Origin of the sequence: Paraburkholderia sp. JHI869 (assembly GCF_038900775.1) — a bacterium.
In the GTDB taxonomy this organism is placed as follows: domain Bacteria; phylum Pseudomonadota; class Gammaproteobacteria; order Burkholderiales; family Burkholderiaceae; genus Paraburkholderia.
In genome coordinates this window covers 558,995-579,715 of sequence record NZ_JAYMSC010000002.1, presented here as the reverse complement: position 1 = coordinate 579,715, position 20,721 = coordinate 558,995, and the positions used below count along the sequence as shown (strand labels likewise).

13 protein-coding genes are annotated in these 20,721 nt (G+C 66.0%); 7 read left to right on the top strand and 6 right to left on the bottom strand.

Going from position 1 to position 20,721, the window contains the following annotated elements; all coding sequences use genetic code 11:
- Positions 1 to 130 precede the first annotated feature (130 nt).
- Positions 131 to 1,015: a peptidylprolyl isomerase gene (locus VSR72_RS05840; RefSeq protein ID WP_342951445.1), complete on the top strand. Its 885-nt coding sequence runs from the start codon at positions 131 to 133 to the stop codon at positions 1,013 to 1,015.
- Between the two features lie 112 nt (positions 1,016 to 1,127).
- Here VSR72_RS05840 and VSR72_RS05835 read toward each other — a convergent pair whose 3' ends face one another.
- From VSR72_RS05835 to VSR72_RS05820, 4 genes are all read right to left on the bottom strand, one after another.
- The gene (locus VSR72_RS05835; RefSeq protein WP_342951444.1) at positions 1,128 to 3,128 is read right to left on the bottom strand and encodes a Cache 3/Cache 2 fusion domain-containing protein; all 2,001 of its coding nucleotides are present in this window, start codon (positions 3,126 to 3,128) and stop codon (positions 1,128 to 1,130) included.
- Between the two features lie 267 nt (positions 3,129 to 3,395).
- A complete protein-coding gene (locus VSR72_RS05830) occupies positions 3,396 to 5,876 on the bottom strand; it encodes a heavy metal translocating P-type ATPase (RefSeq protein ID WP_342951443.1) in 2,481 nt (826 codons plus the stop codon).
- Between the two features lie 183 nt (positions 5,877 to 6,059).
- Positions 6,060 to 6,398, bottom strand: coding sequence for a hypothetical protein (locus tag VSR72_RS05825; protein WP_342951442.1), 339 nt, complete (start codon positions 6,396 to 6,398; stop codon positions 6,060 to 6,062).
- On the bottom strand, positions 6,395 to 6,760 hold the full coding sequence (locus tag VSR72_RS05820; protein ID WP_342951441.1) for a tlde1 domain-containing protein: 366 nt from the start codon (positions 6,758 to 6,760) through the stop codon (positions 6,395 to 6,397). The genes VSR72_RS05825 and VSR72_RS05820 overlap by 4 nt, the downstream gene beginning before the upstream one ends.
- A gap of 516 nt (positions 6,761 to 7,276) precedes the next feature.
- Here VSR72_RS05820 and VSR72_RS05815 point away from each other — a divergent pair.
- Complete coding sequence (locus VSR72_RS05815; protein ID WP_342951440.1) at positions 7,277 to 8,740, top strand: DUF1254 domain-containing protein; 1,464 nt, start codon at positions 7,277 to 7,279, stop codon at positions 8,738 to 8,740.
- Positions 8,741 to 9,100: 360 nt separating this feature from the next.
- Entirely contained in the window at positions 9,101 to 12,880 is a 3,780-nt protein-coding gene (locus VSR72_RS05810) for a DUF748 domain-containing protein (RefSeq protein WP_342951439.1), read from the top strand.
- Positions 12,881 to 12,921: 41 nt separating this feature from the next.
- Here the strand turns inward: VSR72_RS05810 and VSR72_RS05805 are convergent, their stop codons facing one another.
- Positions 12,922 to 14,454 carry a PLP-dependent aminotransferase family protein gene (locus VSR72_RS05805; RefSeq protein ID WP_342951438.1) on the bottom strand — a complete coding sequence of 511 codons (1,533 nt, stop codon included), beginning with the start codon at positions 14,452 to 14,454 and terminating at the stop codon, positions 12,922 to 12,924.
- 157 nt (positions 14,455 to 14,611) lie between these two features.
- On the opposite strand from VSR72_RS05805, the gene VSR72_RS05800 reads away from it, so the two are divergent.
- From VSR72_RS05800 to VSR72_RS05785, 4 genes are all read left to right on the top strand, one after another.
- Complete coding sequence (locus tag VSR72_RS05800; protein ID WP_342951437.1) at positions 14,612 to 15,703, top strand: ABC transporter ATP-binding protein; 1,092 nt, start codon at positions 14,612 to 14,614, stop codon at positions 15,701 to 15,703.
- A 145-nt stretch (positions 15,704 to 15,848) separates the two neighbouring features.
- Entirely contained in the window at positions 15,849 to 16,874 is a 1,026-nt protein-coding gene (locus VSR72_RS05795; protein ID WP_342951586.1) for an ABC transporter substrate-binding protein, read from the top strand.
- 73 nt (positions 16,875 to 16,947) lie between these two features.
- Positions 16,948 to 18,225, top strand: a complete 1,278-nt coding sequence (locus VSR72_RS05790) for an ABC transporter permease (RefSeq protein WP_342951585.1) — start codon at positions 16,948 to 16,950, stop codon at positions 18,223 to 18,225.
- Positions 18,226 to 18,238: 13 nt separating this feature from the next.
- Positions 18,239 to 19,078, top strand: a complete 840-nt coding sequence (locus VSR72_RS05785; RefSeq protein ID WP_342951436.1) for an ABC transporter permease — start codon at positions 18,239 to 18,241, stop codon at positions 19,076 to 19,078.
- 68 nt (positions 19,079 to 19,146) lie between these two features.
- On the opposite strand, the gene VSR72_RS05780 is transcribed toward VSR72_RS05785, so the two are convergent.
- Positions 19,147 to 20,622: an amidase gene (locus VSR72_RS05780; protein WP_342951435.1), complete on the bottom strand. Its 1,476-nt coding sequence runs from the start codon at positions 20,620 to 20,622 to the stop codon at positions 19,147 to 19,149.
- Between the last annotated feature and the right edge of the window lie 99 nt (positions 20,623 to 20,721).

The following is a 20,721-nucleotide window of genomic DNA, read 5'->3' as shown; positions in this document are numbered from 1 at the left end:
CGCGTCCGTTTGACACTTCCTGACAACAGCCCTTCGAGATTCCGCTAGATTCGCGCGGATCAAAGTCTGGCCCTGGCGAACATTGCGCCCGGGTTTTCCGAATACGCTGGAGTCAATCGAAATGTCACGCATGTCCCGATCCATCCGCGCGCTGTGCCTGCTCTCGTTCGCCTCGGTGGCGGCGAGCACGCTGGCGCCCACGCTCGCCCACGCCGTCGAAGCGGCACCCCTCGCTCCGGCGTCCGCCGCGCTGCCCGCGGGCGCCGCCGCGCTCGTCAACGGGCAGGTCATCCCGCGATCGGCGCTCGACACGGCGGTGGCCAACGTGGTTAGCCGCACCGGCGCGCCCGATACGCCGCAACTGCGCGCCGTGCTCAAGGACGACCTGATCGCACGCGAACTGCTGCGCCAGCAGGCCGTGCTCGGACACTACGACCAGCGCCCCGAGGTCGCGCAGTTCCCCGACGCCGAAAAGACCGACGCCGAGATCCGCGCGTGGATTCTGGACAACGTGCACGCGCCGAAGATCACGGACAGCGATGTCAAAACGCGCTACGAGTCCGTGATCGCAACGTTCGGCAAGGAGGAGTACAAGCCGCAGGTGATCGCCGTGGCCGACGAGGCAACCGCGAACACCGTGCTCGCGGCGGTGAAGGGTGGCCAGCCGTTCGCCGGGCTTGCACAGCAGTACGGCATCGGCGCGACGAAGGCCACCGGCGGCGAGATGCCCTGGGTGAGCTTCAAGCTGCCGCTTACCGAAGGCAACACCCACGGCGTGCCTATGCCGCTCGCGCAGCTCATCACGAGCCTCGCTGCCGGCGAAACCGCGTCACAGCCGCTCAAGGCCGGCGACGGCTGGCTGATCGTGCGCCTTGAAAGCAAGCGCCCGATGCAGGTGCCGACGTTCGATGCGGCGAAAGAAGACATTCGCCGCCAGTTGCAGGACGAGGCCATCCAGGCAGCGCTCGGGCAACGCGTGGCCGAACTGGCGCGCTCGGCGACGATCGTGGAGTGAGACGGCGCGCGGCGAATGCCGCGCGGTCAACGAAAAAAGGCAGCGTCCCGGGACGCTGCCTTTTTGTTTGCTGGGCACTGCGAAGCATGCCCTGACGGCGCGACTACACGCGTTACTCGCGCACCTTGAACACAGAAACGAGCTCGGAGAGTGCAGCCGCGTGATCGTTGAGCGCGGCGGCGGCGCGCTCGGCGTCGCCCACGAGCGCGGCGTTCTGCTGCGTCGCCGCGCCGATCTGCGAAACCGCGATGTTCACCTGCTCGATGCCGCCCGACTGTTCGCGCGAGGCCACGCTGATCTCGCCGATGATCGAGCGCACTTCATCCACGCGCGCGACGATGCCGCGCATGGTCGTGCTCGCTTCGCCGGCAATGCGATAACCCGTCTCGACCGTCGACGACGATTCGGTGATCAGCGCCGAGATTTCCTTCGCGGCCGCCGCGCTGCGCTGCGCGAGCGCGCGCACTTCGCTCGCCACCACCGCGAAGCCCTTGCCGTGCTCGCCCGCACGGGCCGCTTCCACGGCCGCGTTGAGCGCGAGAATGTTGGTCTGGAACGCGATGCCGTCGATCACGCCGGTGATCTCGGCGATCTTCTGCGAGGCGCGGCTGATGTCGTTCATCGTTTCCACGACGCGGCTCACGGCGCGGCCGCCGTCGAGCGCGGCTTCGGCGGCGCTCGACACCACGGTGTTGGCGCGCGTCGCGTGGTCGGCGTTCTGCTGCACGGTGGAGGTGAGCTCTTCCATGCTTGCCGCGGTTTCCTCCAGGCTGCTCGCCTGGCTCGCGATGCGCGAGGCGATCTCGCCGCTGCCTTGCGCGATGCGCGAGGTGTCCTCGCTCATCTGCGCCGTGGCGCTGCGCACCTGCGCGACGATCTGCGCGAGGCCCACGCCAATGCCGTCGATGGCGCGCGTGAGGCGGCCGATCTCGTCGGCGCCCGCTGTGCCCTGTGCGTCCGCTGCGTTGCCGATGCCCGCGCGGTTGCCGTTGCCGATCCTCACCGTGAGGTCGCCAGCGGCGAGCTGGCCGGCGGCTTGCGCTGCGGCGTCGAGCGGCTGGCTCACGAGGCGGCGCGCCGCGTAGATCGAAAGCGCCGCAAAGAGCGCGACCAGCACGAGGCCGATGGCCGCGAAGCGGTCGCGCGTGGCGTTCACTTCCGCCATGATCTCGTCGCGCACGGCGACGCCGCCCACGAGCCATTGCCACTGCGGCACGCTCACGAACGAGACGAACTTCGCGCGCGCATCGCGCTCGTCGCGCGTCGAGTCGGCGGAGGTGTAGTCGAGCGTGCCTTCGCGCGCTTCGAGCATGCGCGACCAGGGCGCGTTCGCGTCGTCGTAGTGTTTGCCGACGGCGCTCGGGTGCACGAGGAAGGTGCCGCGCGTCGGGCCGTTCGAAGCGTCCATCACGAAGTAATAGCCGCTCTCGCCGATCTTGAGCTTGGCGATCTCGCTCTTGAGCGCATCGATCTGCGCGCCCACATCCACGCCGACGAAAAGCGCGCCGATCACGTGGCCGCTCGCGTCGAGAATCGGCTTGTACTGCGTGATGTACTGCTTGCCGAACAACTGGGCGAGGCCGGTATACGTGCGGTTGGCCATCACCGGGCCGTACGCGGGGCCCTTGCGGTCGAGCAGTGTGCCGATCGCGCGCGAACCGTCCTGCTTCTTGAGCGAGGTGGTCACGCGCACGAAGTCGTCGCCGCTGCGCGCAAAGATCGTGGCGATTTCGCCGCTGCGCGCGAGAAACTGGTCGGGGACCGTGAAGTCCAGGTTCAGCACATGGTCGCCGGACTTGAAGACCGGCGTGGCCTTGCCGCCGATGTCGACCGTTTGCGTGGGATCGAGCGTGAAGGCGCCGGGCAGGAAGCTCTCGAAGAGCTGCATGGCGCGGTCGACTTCGGCAGCGAGCGCGCCGTCGATGAGCGAGATCGACGAGGCGACCGACTGGTCTTTTTCGGTGATGCGCGCGCGCACCTGGTCGCCGACCTGCGTTGCCGCCGAGTGCGTGATCGCCCACGTGAAGGCGGCGAATATCGCTGCGACGAGCACGCACGATAGCAAGGCGAGACGTACGCCGACGCTCGCGCGGCTTGTTAAGCGTGAAAACATGAATTCGGTTCCGGAATAGAGCTTGTGAGGAAGGAACCTGCGCCTTCGAGGCGCTGGCATGACGCATTACGGCGCGCGCGAGCGATCCTTTAGGGCTGGACCGAAAAAACCTTACAGTTACGTAAAGATTACCGATAGGTCATGCCATTTCGGTGTGCAGAATGTGGGAAATTTCGGATTCCAAAGAGAAGGCGATCCACGAAAAAGGGCGCACAAAGCGCCCTTTCGCTATATTTCGCGCGATACGTCGATCGCGCTTCGCACGGGTTAGCGGCGAGCCCGCCACGTCCTGAGCAGCAGCGCGTTGGTCACGACGCTCACGCTCGAAAACGCCATCGCCGCGCCCGCGAGCATGGGGTTGAGCAGGCCGAAGGCCGCGAGCGGAATCCCGATCAGGTTGTAGATGAACGCCCAGAACAGGTTCTGTTGAATCTTGCGCCACGTGCGCCGCGAAATGTCGATTGCGGCGGCAACGAGCGCCGGATCGCCGCGCATGAGCGTGATGCCGGCCGCGTGCATGGCGACGTCGGTGCCGGTGGCCATGGCAATGCCGATGTCGGCGGCGGCGAGCGCCGGGGCGTCGTTGATGCCGTCGCCGGCCATCGCGACGATGCCGCCGCTCTGGATCTTGAGGTCGCGGATCGTGCGCGCCTTGTCGTCGGGCAGCACCTGGGCGTGGACTTCGTCGATGCCGAGCTGCGCGGCCACGGCGGCCGCACTGCCCGCGTTGTCGCCGGTCACGAGCACGCTGCGGATGCCCATCGCCTTGAGGCTCGCAATGGCTTCGCGTGCCGTGGGCTTCACCGTGTCGCCGAATGCAAGCAGCGCGAGGACAGCTTCCCCTTGCGTTTCGTCATGCAGTGCAAAGAGCCAGGACACCGTATTGCCTGCTTCTTCGAGCGAACGCGCGCGCGCCGCCAAAGCGGGCGGGACCGTGAGCGCGAGCTCGTCGAGCCAGCGGCCGCTGCCGATCGCGAGCCGCCGGCCGTTCACTTCGGCCTCCACGCCGCGCCCCGGCACCGCACGCGCGTGGGCGGCGTTGGCCAAAGCGGTGCCTTTTGCCTGGGTTTCGTACGCCTGCACCACGGCCTTCGCGAGCGGGTGGTCGCTTTGGCGTTGCACGGCGGCGGCGAGCGCGAGCGCCTCGTTGCGTGCGAGACCGCCGGCCGCTTCGAACGCGGTGAGCGAGGGCTGGCCGAGCGTGAGCGTGCCGGTCTTGTCGAAGGCGACCACGCTCACGTTGTGTGCGGTCTCCAATGCTTCGGCGTCCTTGATGAGCACGCCATGGCGCGCGGCCACGCCGGTCCCGGCCATGATCGCGGCGGGCGTGGCGAGGCCGAGCGCGCACGGGCAGGCGATCACGAGCACGGCCACGGCGTTGAGGATCGCCGTTTCGGCGCTCGCGCCTGCGAACAGCCAGCCGCCCAGCGTGATGGCCGCGATCACGAGAATCGCAGGCACGAACACGGCGCTCACGCGGTCGACGAGACGCTGGATCGGCGCTTTCTCTGCTTGCGCGCTTTCCACGAGGCGGATGATGCGCGCGAGCGTGGTTTCCGCGCCGATGGCCGTGGTGCGCACGAGAATCGCGCCTTCGCCGTTGATCGAGCCGGCCGTGACCGGGTCGTCGGGCGCTTTCGGCACCGGCAGGCTTTCGCCCGTGATGAGCGATTCGTCGATGTGGCTGCGGCCTTCGAGCACGACGCCGTCCACGGGCAGGCGCTCGCCGGGGCGCACGACCACCACGGTGCCCACGCGCACCAGGGCGAGCGGGACTTCGCGTTCCTCTGCGTTGGCGCCATTTGCGCCGTCGACACGGATGCGCGCGCGATCGGGCCGCAGCGCGTTGAGGGCGCGGATCGCGTCGGTGGTCTGGCGCTTGGCGCGCGCCTCGAGCCACTTGCCGAAGCGCACGAGCGTGATGACGACCGCCGAAGCCTCGAAGTACAAGTGCGCCATGTCGCCGGGGTGCGCGAGCATCGCGTAGACACTCACGCCATAGGCGGCCGAGGTGCCGAGCGCGACCAGCAGATCCATGTTGCCCGCGCCCGCGCGCACGGCCTTCCACGCGGCGCGGTAGAAGCGCGCGCCGAACACGAATTGCACGACGCTCGCGAGCGCGAGCTGCGCCATCGCGGGCAGCATCCAGTCGAGGCCGGCCCAGTGGCCGAACATCGGCAGCATGAGCGGCGCCGTGAGCACGGCCGAAATCAGCACGGCGCGCCATTCGCGGCGCGCCTCGTCGCTGGCGGCGGCGTTTTTCGCCGGGGCGGCGTCTACGTCGGCGGCGAGCGGCGTGGCTTCATAGCCGGCCTTCTTCACGGCGGCGACAAGCTGGTCCTGCAATTCACCCGTGAGCGGCGCACGCAGGTTGACGGTGGCCTGCTCGGTGGCGAGGTTCACGCTCACGCCGGCCACGCCGGGTACGCGCGCAAGCGCTTTCTCGACGCGGTTCGCGCACGAGGCGCATGTCATCCCGCCGATGGCGAGCGTGGCGGTTTCCGTGGCGACGGGCACGGCTTCGTAGCCGGCCTTTTCGACCGCGGCGACGAGCGCGGCGGGCGCCACGCCGCCGCTCGCCTCGACCGTGGCCTTTTCGGTGGCGAGGTTGACCGAGGCGCGCGTGACGCCCGGCACTTTGGCAAGCGCTTTCTCGACGCGCATGGCGCACGAGGCGCACGTCATGCCGTGGACCTCGAGTTCGGCCACGGCGGTATCGGTGCGCTCTGCAACGAGGGGTTCGTTCATGATGTGGGTGCGAGCACTGGCTGTAATCGATGTTAAGCAGTATCTACGTTCCCATCATGGGAAGGTCAAGGGGCGCGTCACTGTGTCCACAATGCGCTCGCGTTTGGCGCCAAAAAAAAGCCCCGGATTTGTTCGCGGGGCGCCACAACGTCAGACAGCGAGAACGGTCGTCACCCCGGCAACTTAAGGCCCGCCGATCTTTCGCGAAACGACGTAGACGTCCACCCTGCCCATCGAGCATTCTTCCGATGATGCCTCGCTCGAGGTAATGACGCGGATTTCCTTGCCGGATTTCTCGTGATAGGTGATGTCGTAGATTTGGCGATAGCGGTCTTTGCCGACTTTTTCGGTCGCCAATTCCACGGCCTTCGTTCTGGATTCGTCTATTCGAGCGGGATCGGCGATCCCCGCATTCTTCAGATGAATAAGCGCCATGTCAGTCGGCCAGTTTGCACAGTGTGGGGATGCCGCGAAACACACAGCGGGTAACGCCAGCACAATCCCGGGGAGCATGCGCATCATGGCACGACCTGGAGCGTGCGATCGCCACTCGTCCATACCTGATGGCGGGCGCTGTAGCTTTGGATCACACAGCCTTCGGATGCTTCATCGGGATGGCGAGCACTGTCGCCGTGCATCATGAATCCGCTACGCCCAAAAGTGTTGGTGCCAAGCTGTGGCGTGAGTCGCATCGTGTAGTTGCCGGCGTGGTTGTGATGGAAGGGCGCGCTGATGGTATAGGTACCGCGCGGGATCAGGGCGGCGCCTCGCGAACGCTGCATGCTCCCGTTGTTTCTTCCCGCTCCGCGACCGGAATAACCGGTTCCTGTGGTTACCCCGTTTCGCGTCAAGCGGCCCGTGCTCTGGCTGTAAACCCAAGGCATGTTTCAAACTCCTGTTGGTTGAGGGACGGTATGAAACCCGACTTCCCAACCATAACCTTGGGATCTGCACGGATCTCATTCAAAGGTGCGACTCATTTGAGCTGTTTCGGATGGAGCGCGTGCGGCGATCCAGGGAGCATAGGAAGGTGAAGCGGCCGTGCATTCAGTTCGACGTCTGAGTTTCGATGCTCGGCACGGCGTCTGGCTCAGGTTGCCGTGTCCGAACGACCGAGACGACCAAGAGGGCGGGAAACGGGTTGCAAGCTGGGGACATGGTCAGCAAGCAGTGCGTGCGTGTCCTATAACGCTGCACTGCCATAGAGCAACCTACGCGGCTGTAAGGCAATATTCCACCCTGTAGGCTTTTCAGGCCCATGCCTGAGCGATACGATACGAATCGGCGGCATTGGCGCCTTGCCGCGCGCCTTTCACCACGGCCCTGGGGGGGCCCGCGCGCGGAGTGGGTAGCCGGTCGACGTCACTTCATGGACCGCCCGCACCGAATACAACCAACAAATGACAACAATACATCGAGCATTCTCCTCGTACCGTGGCTGCTCCGCGCTTGCCTGCCTTGCCCTGATTGCCGGATGCGCCTCGGCGCCAAGCGACGTTGCGCCGAAAAGCAACGGGTGGATGAAGGACGAAGTCTCCGACTCCTATGTGTTCGGCTATCCGCTCGTGCTGATGGACGTGTCGCGTGAAGCCGCCACGGGCACTGGCCCCGGCCAGGCCGCGCCGAACACGCTGCGCCACGCGCAGTCGTTGCCGCCCGTCGGAGCCTCGAGCCCGCCCGAACCCAACCTCGACACGCTGGCTTCCAGCGGCTGGCTCGACGTTTCGAGCGAACCGGTGCTCGTCACGCTGCCCGACACGCACGGCCGCTACATGGATGCGCGCGCACTCGACATGTGGACGAACGTCGTCTGGTCGACGGGCGCAGCGCTTAGCGGTGAACGCGTCAGCGGTCTGAAAGCGCAAACGATTGCTTTCGTTCCGGCCGGCTGGAAGGGCACGCTCCCCGCGCGCGTGAAGCGCGTGGAGGTATCGACGCGCTACGTGTGGTTCCTCGCGCGCATCCAGACGCGCGGCGGCGGCGATCTCGCGGCTGTGCGGCGGCTGCAACACGGCCTGCAGGTCACGGCGCTTTCCGAGTGGGACGATCGCAGCTCGCGCGGCAAAGCCGGTGCACACGGCAAGGGCGGCGGACACGGCAACGAGCCGACGGGCGCCACGCAGAGCGGCGATCCGGCGGCCCCGGGCACGCCGTCCGCCCAGGTCGCGGCGCTCGACGCGAACGCTTTCTTCAACCGGCTCGCGCAGGCGCTGGAAGACAACCCGCCCGCGGCTGACGACGCCCATGCGCTCAAGATTCTCGGCGACATTGGCGTGCAACCGGGCGACCCGGCGCAACTGCCCTCGGGCGCGAAGGACGCCGCGGTCGTGAAGGCGGGTCTCGCCGATGGCCGCACGCGCGCCGCGACGCCGCCGCCCAACCTGCTGGCGGGCAACGGCTGGCTCTGGGTGGGCGACGACGCGGGCAACTACGGCCCCGACTACGCACTGCGCGCCTACGCGGCGTACACGTCGCCGGGTCTGCCGACGACCCGCGACGAAGTACGCGCGCGCGTGAGCCAGGACAGCGACGGTCATGCGCTCAACGGCGCGAACCGCTACACGATCCACTTCACGGCGAAGCAGTTGCCGCCGGTGCGCGGTTTCTGGTCGATCACGGCCTATACGACCGATGGCGCGCTCGACGCCGACGCGCCCGTGCGCGTGGCGTTCGGCGACCGCAGCGGCGCGCGGCGCAACCGCGACGGCTCGCTCGACGTGCACGTGAGCGCGGAGCGGCCGCGCGGCGGCGCGAACTGGGTGCCGGCGCCGCATGGCGACTTCCGCCTCGTGATGCGCCTTTACGCGGCGAAGCCGCAAGCGACCGACGGCAGTTGGCAGCCGCCCGCCGTCGAGCGGCAGTGATCGCCGGACCGGGCTGAACCGGGCTGAACCAGACTGAATGAAGCGTCGGCGGGGCAGTGTCCCGCCGACGCTTTTTTTGCGCCGTTTGTGTCCGCTGGAGCCTTCACGAGCGCGTCGCGCCCGCGTTCTGCGCCCGCATTTTCATGCATCGCGCAACACGCGCGACGCACGCGAGGCATAGGCCAGTCAATCGCTCTCCCGCTGTTACTTCTTGTTGCGCAATACCTGCGCCACAGGCGGCGTTTTCCCGCCGTCCAATCTTCTATCGGACCTATACTTCCGGCTGTCGGCATCCCCGGATTTCCGACTTCAGACCCACATCCCGCGGCGGGCCTGTTGCCGCCTTATCCGCAAGCAAGCATGGCAAGCCTGAACAAAGCGTCGCTCAACTCTTCCTTGCAATCGGTGCGTGCCGTCGCGCGCGCGCCACGCACCCGGCACATCCTCACGGGTGTCCTCATCTTCCTCGTTGTGTTCGGCCTGGTCGGCTTCTTCGCCGCGCCGCCGATCATTCGCCATGTCGCCGAGCAGCAGTTGAGCAAGCAGCTCGACCGGCCCGTCACGATCGGCCGCATCGCGCTCAATCCGTACACGCTGCGGCTCGAAGCGGACCGCGTGCATATCGGCGAGCGCGGCGGCAACGGCGACTTCTTCGATGTGTCGCGCGCCGTCGTGCAGGCTTCGTGGTCGTCGATCTTTCGCGCGGCGCCCATTGTGGACGAGCTGCGGCTCGACTCGCCGCGCGCCACGATCGTGCGGCTCGACGCGCAGCATTTCAACTTCTCGGACCTCATCGAGAAGTTCTCGACGCCCTCGAAACCGGGCAGCAAGCCCACGCAATTTTCGGTTTCAAACATCCGCATCGAAAACGGCCAGATCACCTTCGACGATCGCCTGCTCAACGAAAAGCACGTGATCGACCGCTGGTCGCTCGGCATTCCGTTCATCGCCACGCTGCCTTCCAAGACCGACATCTTCGTCCAGCCGATGCTGCGTGCGCGCATCGACGGCGCGAGCACGCTCGCCATCGATGGCAGGACCAAGCCGTTCTCCGCGACGCGCGAGTCGGAAGTCGAGCTGCGCCTGACCGACCTCGACGTGCCGAAGCTGCTGACCTACTCGCCCACGAAGCTGCCCGTCACGGTGAAGAGCGGCAAGCTCTCGACCAACCTCAAGCTCGATTTCGTGATGTCGGGCGAGAAGCCCACGCTGCGCGTGACGGGCACGACCGACCTCAACGACTTCGACTCGACCGACAACGCCAACGCGCCGTTCTTCGGCGCGCGCAGTCTGCACGTGGCGGCGGCCTCGCTCGAACCGTTCAGCAACGTCTATCGCTTCGACGACATCCATCTCGACGCGCCCACCGTGTGGGTCGCGCGTGACAAGCAAGGCGTGCTGAGCGTCGAGAAGTTGATGGGCGCGCCGGCCGCGCAACCTGCGCCGTCGGAGAACAAGGCTGCGAGCGCCGCGCCGGCCTCGGGCGCCTCGGCTGCCCAGAGCGCGCAGGCGGCGCCCGCAGAAGAGAAACCCGCGCCGCTCGATCTCTCGATCCGCCAGTTCGCGCTTACGAACGGCACCGTTCACGTCCAGGACGATCTGCCTGCACGTCCGGTGGCCATCGAGCTCACCCAGCTCACCACCACGCTCACAAACTTCTCGAGCACTTCGAAGGAAGGCGCGCCATTTACGTTTGCCACCACCGCAAATGACGGCGGCACAGCCAAGGCGTCGGGCAAGTTCAGCATGGCGGGCAAGAACGCCGAAGCCAACTTCGCGCTCGAGCGCGTGAGCCTGCCGCCGATGCAACCGTATGTCGACAATTTGAGCACCGCGCAGGTCCTGGACGGCAAGCTGAACCTCACGTCCACGCTCAAGGCCGACTGGGCGCAGCAGCCCTCCGTCGTGCAGGTCGGCCAGAGCACGCTCGGCCTCGAATCGCTCAAGCTCGCGGCGCGCGGCGCGAAGGCGCCTGCCATCTCGCTCGCCCAGGGCACGGTACAACTGACTGGAGTCGACCTCAACGCGCGTCTCGCGCAGATCGCCTCGGTGGAGGTGACCGGTCTTGTGGTGAACGCCGAGCGCCAGAAGGACGGCAAGATCGATCTCGCGCAGCTCGCCGCCACGCATCAGGCGATGCCCGAGCGCACGGCGATTCACGCGGCACGGAAGTCGGTGCAGGAAGGCCCGGCCTGGCGCTACACGATCGACGCATTCACGCTCAACAACGGCACGATCAACTTCACGGACAACTCGACGCAGCGCCCGGCCAAGCTCGCCATCACGCCGTTCGACCTGAAGATCCAGCAGATCAGCGACGATCTGCGGCACCCGCTGCCGATCGACCTGAAAGCGACCGTCAACGGCAAGGGCACACTGGCGCTAAGCGGCAAGATCAACCCCACGCCGCTCACGGCGCAACTGAAGATCGACGCGAACCGGCTCGACGCCGCCGCGTTCGAGCCTTACTTCGGCAACCAGCTCAATGCGGTGGTCGCGAGCGCGCTGCTGAACATGAGCGGGCAGCTTTCGGTGGAGCAGGGCAAGGCGCTCAAGGCGAACTATCGCGGCGACGCGGCGCTCGTGGACGTGCGCATGCTCGACAAGGCCACGTCCGGCCCGTTCGCGGGCTGGCGCTCGCTCGCGCTCACGAACCTGAAGGCGAACTACGACGACGCGCGCGGCACCGACGTGGACGCGGGACGCGTCACCTTCGCCGGCTTCTATGGCCGCGTGCTGCTCGACGCGCAAGGCAAGCTCAATCTCAAGGACGTGGTCGCGCATCAAACGGGCGCGGCGCAGTCGCTCACCCAGGACACGAGCAAGCCAGGTGCGCGCGAGCCCGTGCCGCTCACGCCGCAAGCGGCGAGCGCGCCGGTGCGGACCGCTTCCGCTCCCGCGGCGGCATCCGCGCCTGCCACGGTCGTGGCCGCGCAGGCGCCGAAGAATCCGGTGCGCCTGCACTTCGGCGAACTCGTGCTGCAAGACGGCCGCGTGAACTACACCGACAACTTCATCAAGCCGAACTACACCGCCGACCTCGTGCAGATACACGGCACGGTGGGCGCATTCGGCACGGAGTCGACGACGCCCGCGCCGGTGGACGTTTCCGCGAAGCTCGCGGCGAACGGGCCGCTCTCGATCAAGGGCACGGTGAACCCGCTCATCGAGAAGCCCTCGCTCGACCTGACTGCAAGCGCGCACGACATCGAACTCACGAACCTCACGCCGTATTCGGCGAAGTACGCGGGCTATCCGATCACGAAGGGCAAGCTCAACGTCGACCTGCACTACGCGCTCGCGAACGACCAGCTCACGGCGAACAACCATATCTTCATCGACCAGCTCACGTTCGGCGATCACATCGAGAACGACACAGCCACCAAGCTGCCGGTTCGGCTCGCGATCTCGCTGCTCAAGAACCGCAAGGGCGAGATCGACGTGAACATTCCGGTGTCGGGATCGCTTTCGAACCCCGAGTTCAGCCTGGGCGGGCTGATCTGGAAGGCGGTGCTCAACCTGATCGCGAAGGCGGTGACTGCGCCGTTCACGCTGCTCGCCAACGCATTCGGCGGCGGCGGCGAAGATCTGGGCTATGTCGAATTCGCAGCGGGCACGGCCACGCTCACCGACGCCGACCAGAAGAAGCTCGACACGATCGTGAAGGCGCTCGACGACAAGCCCTCGATCAAGATCGACCTGATCGGCCGCGTCGATCCGGCCGTGGACACGCCCGCGCTGCGCGAGCAATACGTGGATCGCCTCGTGCGTCTCCAGAAGGTGAAGGACACGGTGGGCAACGGTGAGAGCGTGGATACCTCGCAGGTCAAGGTGGATGACAAGGAGTACGAGAAGTACCTCACGAAGGCCTATAAGGATTCGGACTTCAAGAAGCCGCGCAACATGGTCGGCTTCACGAAGACGCTGCCCGTGGACGATATGAAGCAGGCGCTGGCGGATCACGCGCCGGTTGACGACGCGACCTTGCGCAATCTCGCTCAGCAGCGTGCGCAAGCGGTGCAGCAGTATTTCGAAGGCAAGGTCGATCCGAGCCGCGTGTTCATCGTCGCGCCGAAGCTGGATGCGAAGGGCATCGACGACAAGGGCGCGACTACGCGGGTGGATTTCGGGCTGAAATAGGCAGGCCCCTTTGGCGATTCAACGCAGCGGCGCGCTTCGGTTCAACCGGCGCGCCGCAGCTTTTCCGGTTTCGCAAACGCCTGTTCCTCGATCACCCGCGCGAGCGTCGCAAAGGCCGGCTCGATTTCCTCATGCGGCACGCACGCGTAACCTGTTAGCAATCCTTTGCGATCCTGACGCCCGCTGTAATAGGCTGCAAGCGGGCGCACGATCACGCCCGCGTCATAAGCGGCGGCGGTGACGGCGCGATCGTCGGCGTGGTCGGGCAGACCGAGCACGAAGTGCAGGCCCGCTTCGTCGCCCATGACCGGCAGCGCGTCGCCGAAGTGGCGCGTGACCGCGTCGATCAGCAACTGGCGCCGCTCGCCATAGAGCGTGCGCATGCGGCGCACGTGCGAGGTGAGATAGCCGTCCATGATGAACTCCGCGAGCACGGCTTGCTGCATGAGCTGGCCTTCGCGATACAGCTCCGCCACGCCCGTGCGGAACGTGGCCGCGAGCCGCTCGGGCACGACCATGTAGCCGACGCGCAGGCCCGGAAACAGCAGCTTGCCAAGGCTGCCCACGTAGATCACGCGGTCCGACTCGTCGAGACCCTGCAGCGACGCGAGGGGCCGGCTGCCGTAGCGGAACTCGCTGTCGTAATCGTCTTCGATGATCCACACCTTATGCTGGCGCGCGTATTCGAGCAGCGTGCGGCGGCGCGCGAGGCTCATCACCATGCCGAGCGGGTATTGGTGCGAAGGCGTGACGAGCGCGATGCGCGGCGGGTCGCGCAGGTCCTGTTCGCGCGGATTGAGGCCTTCGTCGTCGACGGGAATGGGCGCGAGTTTCAATCCTGAGGACTGCAACACACTGCGCGCGCCCCAGTAGCAGGGTTCTTCCACCCATGCGGTGTCGCCGTGGTCGGCGAGGAGGCGCACGGCGAGATCGATCGATTGGTGAATACCCGTAGTGATGATGATCTGGTCCGGCGTGCAGCGCACCGAGCGCGCCACGCGCAGGTAGTCCGAAAGCGCGCGCCGCAGCGGCCGGTAGCCGCCGCCGGGCGCGTAGGTAAGCAAACCATGATTCGCCGATTTCCACAGCCGCGCCTGCAAGCGGCTCCATGTGCGCGCCGGAAACTCGGCCACGTCGGGCACGCCCGGCATGAAGGCGCCCCACTGCTTGGCGGAGACGCCCGCCTCGTCGATGAGCCGCTGGCCGCGCATCGACATGTCGCCGCGCGGGGAGGCGCCGCTTTCATCGTCGTCCTCGTCGGCGGGGGCGGCGGCTGGCGCTGCCGTGCTCACGGCGGCCGAGTCGGGGCGTGTGTCGGCGACATAGGTGCCGCTGCCCGTGGTCGAGATCACGTAGCCCTCGGCGCTCAGCTGGTCGTAGACGTGCAGCACGGTGTTGCGCGCCACGCCGAGGTCGCCTGCGAGCGTGCGCGAGCTGGGCAGCTTGGAGCCGGGCGCGAGCCGGCCCGTCAGGATGGCCTGTTGCATGAGCTGCAGCAGCTGACGGTAGGCGGGCTCGGCGCTTTCCTTGTCGAGTTGCGCCGCGAGCCATTCGGACAGGATGACCATGGCCAAGTGGTTCCATCGATAATAATGAAATGGCTCCATTGAATAGAGCCGGGACGATCTATATTAATTCGCACGTCAGGTTCGGTTAATGCCTGCGACAGGATTTATTTAATCGCGTCAGAAGGGCCGGCCGGGAAAAGAGCAAGCAAAGGAGACAGGGCGAATGAAGACCTCGGATGTGATCGTCAGCTTTCGCGGCGTACGCAAGACCTACGACGGCGAAACGCTGGTCGTCAAACAACTTGACCTTGATATTTATCAAGGGGAGTTTCTGACACTGCTCGGGCCTTCCGGCTCGGGGAAGACCACCTGCCTGATGATGCTCGCCGGGTTCGAGTTCCCCACCGGCGGCGAGATCCGTCTGGAAGGCAAGCTGCTCAACAACGTGCCGCCGCACAAGCGCGACATCGGCATGGTGTTTCAGAACTACGCGCTCTTTCCGCATCTCACGGTCGAACAGAACGTGGCTTACCCGCTCGGCGTGCGCAAAGTGCCCACCGCCGAGCGCGCCCAACGCGTAAATGACGCGCTCAAGATGGTGCGCATGGAAGGCTTCGCCAAGCGTTATCCCGCGCAACTCTCGGGCGGCCAGCAGCAGCGTATCGCGCTCGCCCGCGCGCTCGTGTTCCAGCCCAAGCTCGTGCTGATGGACGAGCCGCTCGGCGCGCTCGACAAGCAGTTGCGCGAACATATGCAGTACGAACTGAAATCGCTGCACGAGAAACTCGGCGTCACGTTCGTCTACGTCACGCACGACCAGGGCGAGGCGCTCACGATGTCGGACCGCGTGGCCGTGTTCGACAAGGGCATCGTGCAGCAGCTCGACAGCGTCGACCGACTCTACGAGTCGCCGTGCAACGAGTTCGTGGCGAACTTTATCGGCGACAGCAACCGGCTGCGCGGCACCATCTCCGCCGTGGAAGGCGAGTACTGCGAAATGCATCTCGCCGACGGCACGCGCCTGAAGGGCCGCAACGTCGCCGGTGCGCAGGCGGGGGCTTCGGCTATCGCCTGCATTCGCCCCGAGCGCATGAAGCTCGCGAACGGTTCGAAGGGCATTGGCGCAAACGCGCTGGCCGGGGAAGCGCGCGGCCTCATCTATTTCGGCGACCACGTGCGCATGCGCTGTGGCCTGCCCCAGCAGGACGAGTGCTTCGTGAAGGTGCCGCTCGGCACCGACGCGCTCGACGGTTTCGCGCCCGGCCAGCCGGTCGCACTGGAATTCGCGCCTGAGCATCTGCGCGTGTTCGCATGAGGCGCGCGGGCGCGGCGCGCAATTTCGCGCGCCGTTGCCTCGCAAATCAAGCGTTTTGACGATCGGGCCACGTTTCTCGCATCGAAGGGCCCGGCAAGACAAACCACCTAGGAGAAGGGACTCAACCATGAAGCAGATCGGCAACATGCGCGTTGCAGCGGTCGCGGCCGCGCTCGCACTTTCGTTCGGCGTGGCGAACGCCGCGGAGCTGACCGTCGTGAACTTTGGCGGCGCCAATGGCAATGCGCAGAAGGCGGCGTTCAACGAGCCGTTCCAGGCGCAGACGGGCAACAAGATCACCGCGGTCGAGTACAACGGCGAGCAGGCCAAGGTGAAGGCCATGGTCGACGCGAAGCACGTGGACTGGGACGTGGTGGAAGTCGAAACCGGCGATATCGCGCGCGGCTGCGACGAAGGTCTCTACGAGAAGCTCGACTGGGCCAAGCTCGGCAACAAGGGCGACTTCATGAAGGCGGCGCAGCAGCCCTGCGGCGCCGGCTTCTTCGTGTGGTCCACGGCGCTCGCCTACAACGCCGACAAGCTCAAGACCGCGCCTACGAACTGGGCGGACTTCTGGGACGTGAAGAAATTCCCGGGCAAGCGCGGCATGCGCAAGGGCGCCCGTTACAACATGGAGTTCGCTTTGATGGCCGACGGCGTGCCGCCGCAGGACGTCTACAAGGTGCTCGCGACGAAGGCCGGTCAGGACCGCGCTTTCAAGAAGCTCGATGAACTGAAGCCGAACATCCAGTGGTGGGAAGCCGGCGCGCAGCCGCCGCAGTTCCTGGTCGCGGGCGACGTGGTGATGTCCACGGCGTACAACGGCCGTATCGACGCCGCGCAGCGCGAAGGCAAGAACCTCAAGGTGGTGTGGACCGGCAGCATCTACGACCTCGACTACTGGGCGATCCCGAAGGGCGCGCCGAACAAGGCGCTGGCCGAGCAGTACATCGCCTACACGCTCTCGCCGAAGCCGCAGCAGGCGTACGCGCAGCACATCGCGTATGGCCCGGTGAACGCGAACGCGATCAAGGCGCTCGACGCGAAGACTCTCGCCAACCTGCCGAATTCGCCGGACAACGGCAAGACCGCTATCCAGGAGAACCTCACGTTCTGGACCGACCACGGCGACGAACTGGAGCAGCGCTTCGCCTCGTGGGCCGCGAAGTAAGGGTGATGTGGACGCTCCGGTGCGCAAGCGCCGGAGCGTTTGGCTGCATGGCTGGAGACCAGGTGTGACAACGATGACGACCGTGACCAACGTTGCCGGCGCGGCGCGCGAAGAAACTGCGCGCCTGAAGCGCGAACTGCGCGTGGCGCAAGCGAAGAAGCGCACGATGGCGCTCATGCTGATCGCGCCGCTCGCGATCTTTCTGCTGCTGATTTTTGTGGTGCCGATCGCGGCGCTGCTCACACGTGCGGTGCAGAACCCCGAAGTGGCGGCGGCGCTGCCGCACACCATTACGGTGCTGCGCGGCTGGGACCGCAAGAGCGCGCCGCCCGACGCGGCTTACGCGGCGCTCGCGCAGGACCTCGCCGTCGTAAAGGAAGGCGACGCGATGGGCGCGCTGGCGCGCCGCCTGAACGCGGAAATCGCGGGCTTCCGCTCGCTGGTCGCGAAGACGGCGCGCGCCATGCCGCTCGCCGACGACGACGGCAAACCGCTCACGCTCACGCCCGCGCAAACGCGCGCCAAGATCGTCGAACTCGATGACCGTTGGAGCGATGTCGCCTACTGGCAGGCCATCGCGAAGAATAGCTCGCGCTATTCGCCGTTCTACCTGCTCGCGTCGCTCGATCATCGGCAGGATGCGTTCGGCCGCATCGTGGCCGCCGACCCTGAACAACAGATCTATCTCGACGTGTTCGGCCGCACCTTCGTCATCAGCGTGTTCGTGACGGTGTTTGCGTTGCTGCTTGGCTACCCGCTCGCTTACTGGATCTCGACGCTGTCCGAGCGCCGCGCGAATCTCGTGATGATTCTCGTGCTGATTCCGTTCTGGACGTCGATTCTCGTGCGCGTGGCCGCGTGGATCGTGATTCTTCAGGGCGAGGGTCTCGTCAACAAGGCGCTCATGGGCACGGGCCTCATCTCGCATCCTTTGGCGCTGCTGTTCAACCGCGTGGGCGTCTACATTTCGATGACGCACATCCTGCTGCCGTTCATGGTGCTGCCTCTGTATAGCGTGATGAAGTCGATTCCGCCTACCTACCAGCGCGCAGCGGTGTCGCTCGGCAGCCATCCGTTCGCGGCTTTCTGGCGCGTGTATGTGCCGCAGACGTACCCCGGCGTGGGCGCGGGCGTGCTGCTCGTGTTCATTCTCTCGATCGGCTACTACATCACGCCGGCGCTGCTCGGCGGTCCCGGCGACCAGATGGTCAGCTACTACGTGGCGTACTTCACTAACGTGTCTATCAACTGGGGCATGGCGTGTGCGCTCGGCGCGTTGCTGCTCGTGGCGACCACGGTGCTGTATTTCATCTATGGGCGCTTTACGCGCACGCAATTGAGCCTCGGCTGAGGGAGGCGCGACCATGAAATTCGCCAAACCGCTTTTTGCGCCGCATACGTCGGCCGTCGAACGCGTGTGGTACTTCGCGCTGCGTGCGCTCGTCGTACTCACGCTGCTGTATCTGATCCTGCCGGTGCTCGCGATCGTGCCGCTGTCGTTTTCGTCGAGCACGTTTCTCGTTTATCCGATTCCGGGCTGGTCGCTGCGCTGGTATGAAAACCTCGTGATGTCCGACGAATGGCGCATGGCTGCGAAGAACAGCTTCATCGTGGGACCGGCAGCAACGCTCGTGGCAACGGTGCTGGGCACGCTCGCGGCCATTGGCATCACAAAGGCCGATTTCCGCGGCAAGGCGCTGCTCATGGCCGTGCTCATCTCGCCGATGATCGTGCCCGTGGTCGTGGTGGGCGTGGGCATGTATCTGTTCTTCGCGCCGCTCGGCCTTGCCAATACGTACATCGGGCTGATTCTCGCGCATGCGTCGCTGGGTGTGCCGTTCGTCGTGACCACGGTCGCGGCGACGCTGCAAGGCTTCAATCACAATCTCGTGCGCGCGAGTCTTTCGCTCGGGGCGAATCCCGTCACGACGTTCTTCCGCATCACGTTGCCTGTGATTGCGCCGGGTGTGATCTCGGGCGCGCTGTTCGCGTTCGCCACGTCGTTCGATGAAGTCGTCGTGACGCTGTTCCTGGCGGGCGCGGACCAGACTACCTTGCCGCGCCAGATGTTTACGGGCATCCGCGAGAACATCAGCCCGACGATCGCTGCGCTCGCAACGATCCTGATCGTGTTCTCTACCTGTTTGCTGCTCGCGCTCGAATGGTTGCGCGGCAGGAACGCGGCCCGCGCGGTGAAGGCGTGATGCTGTGAAGCGTCGATTTCGACGTAAAAAAGGCAGCGCCGTGGCGCTGCCTTTTTTGTTTATGCGCGTTACGCCTGAAGCGAGGGCGGGACACGCCGCTTGACCCACTGCGTCGCTTGATCGTACGCGTGGGCGAGTTGCAGCACCGAAAGGTCCGCCTGCGGCTTGCCGATCACCTGTAGCCCCATCGGCAGGCCTTGCGCATTGAAGCCCGCAGGCACGCTGATCACCGGCAGCCCCGCGAGACTGCCGCCAATCACGACTTCCATCCAGCGGTGATACGTATCCATCGTGCGGCCCGCAATCGACTTCGGCCAGTGCTCGCTCGCGTCGAACGGGAAGAGTTGAGCGCTTGGCAGCACGAGGAAGTCGTAGCGCTCGAAGAGCGCGAGCAGCGTGTTGTACCACTGGCTGCGCGTGAGCGTGGCGTTCCACACGTCTTCGCCCGAGAGCTTCAGGCCGCCTTCCACTTCCCATTGCGCTTCGGGCTTGAGCCGCGCGCGTTTTTCCGGGTCGCGATAGAGCGCGCCCAGCGTGCCCGCGCAAGAGAAGTGGCGCAGCGTGAGCCACGTTTGCCACAGGCGTTCCATCTGGAAGTCGGGGCGCGCAGCTTCGACCTTGCAGCCGATCGATTCGAAGTCCTTGAGCGCCGTTTGGCACAGTGCGAGCACGCCGTCTTCCATCGGCAGGTAGCCGTCGTAGTCGCCTAGCCAACCGATGCGCGCGCAACCAAAATCGCGTTCGAGCGAGCCCGCGAACTGTGCGGGATCTTCGGCAATGGAAAGCGGCGCGCGCGCGTCGTAGCCCGCCTGCGTGGAGAGCAGCTTCGCGAGGTCGAGTACGTTGCGGGCCATCGGGCCCGCGTAGCCGAGCTGGTGGAAGAACAGCTCGTGAGCGGGCACGGAGGGCACGCGCCCTTGTGACGGACGGAACCCGAATACGTTGTTCCATCCGGCGGGATTGCGCAGCGACCCCATCATGTCGCTGCCGTCCGCCACGGGCAGCATGCGCAGCGCAAGCGCCACGGCCGTGCCGCCGCTGCTGCCGCCCGCGCTGCGCGTAGGGTCGTAAGCGTTGAGCGTCGGGCCGAACACCGTGTTGTACGTGTTCGAGCCAAGGCCGAATTCCGGCGTGTTCGTCTTGCCGATAAAGATCGCGCCCTGTGCGCGCATGCGCGCGGCCATCAGGGAGTCGGCCGCGGGCACTTCGTTGCGGAACAGCGGCGAGCCTTGCGTGTAGGGGATGCCGGCCACGGCAGTGAGATCCTTCGGCGCTTGCGGCATGCCGTGCATCCAGCCAAGGTATTCGCCCCGCGCGAGCTGGGCGTCGCGAACGCCCGCCTCGGCGAGCAGCGTGGCGCGCTCGCGCAGCGAGACGATGGCGTTGGCCGGCGTATTCACGCGCTCGATATGGTCGAGAAACGCGGTCATCACTTCGCGGCAGGACACCTTGCGCAGGCGTATCCATTCCGAAAGCTGGAGCGCGTCGGCCGCGACGAGATCGTTGGGGGACAGTCCTGCGGGGGAGAGCGATGCCTGGTTCATACGTGTCTCTCGTTTGCGGATGGAACAAGGGGAGGGTCATTGTCGCGCAGCAGGAGCGCAAGCGGAAGGAAACGAATGGTTGCCGTTGCGGGCTGCCGG

Bases quoted from the DNA above. Each gene is read 5' to 3' on its own strand.
- VSR72_RS05840 (WP_342951445.1), top strand. From the start codon at position 131: ATGTCCCGATCCATCCGCGCGCTGTGCCTGCTCTCGTTCGCCTCGGTG.
- VSR72_RS05835 (WP_342951444.1), bottom strand. From the start codon at position 3,128: ATGTTTTCACGCTTAACAAGCCGCGCGAGCGTCGGCGTACGTCTCGCC.
- VSR72_RS05830 (WP_342951443.1), bottom strand. From the start codon at position 5,876: ATGAACGAACCCCTCGTTGCAGAGCGCACCGATACCGCCGTGGCCGAA.
- VSR72_RS05825 (WP_342951442.1), bottom strand. From the start codon at position 6,398: ATGATGCGCATGCTCCCCGGGATTGTGCTGGCGTTACCCGCTGTGTGT.
- VSR72_RS05820 (WP_342951441.1), bottom strand. From the start codon at position 6,760: ATGCCTTGGGTTTACAGCCAGAGCACGGGCCGCTTGACGCGAAACGGG.
- VSR72_RS05815 (WP_342951440.1), top strand. From the start codon at position 7,277: ATGACAACAATACATCGAGCATTCTCCTCGTACCGTGGCTGCTCCGCG.
- VSR72_RS05810 (WP_342951439.1), top strand. From the start codon at position 9,101: ATGGCAAGCCTGAACAAAGCGTCGCTCAACTCTTCCTTGCAATCGGTG.
- VSR72_RS05800 (WP_342951437.1), top strand. From the start codon at position 14,612: ATGAAGACCTCGGATGTGATCGTCAGCTTTCGCGGCGTACGCAAGACC.
- VSR72_RS05795 (WP_342951586.1), top strand. From the start codon at position 15,849: ATGCGCGTTGCAGCGGTCGCGGCCGCGCTCGCACTTTCGTTCGGCGTG.
- VSR72_RS05790 (WP_342951585.1), top strand. From the start codon at position 16,948: ATGACGACCGTGACCAACGTTGCCGGCGCGGCGCGCGAAGAAACTGCG.
- VSR72_RS05785 (WP_342951436.1), top strand. From the start codon at position 18,239: ATGAAATTCGCCAAACCGCTTTTTGCGCCGCATACGTCGGCCGTCGAA.
- VSR72_RS05780 (WP_342951435.1), bottom strand. From the start codon at position 20,622: ATGAACCAGGCATCGCTCTCCCCCGCAGGACTGTCCCCCAACGATCTC.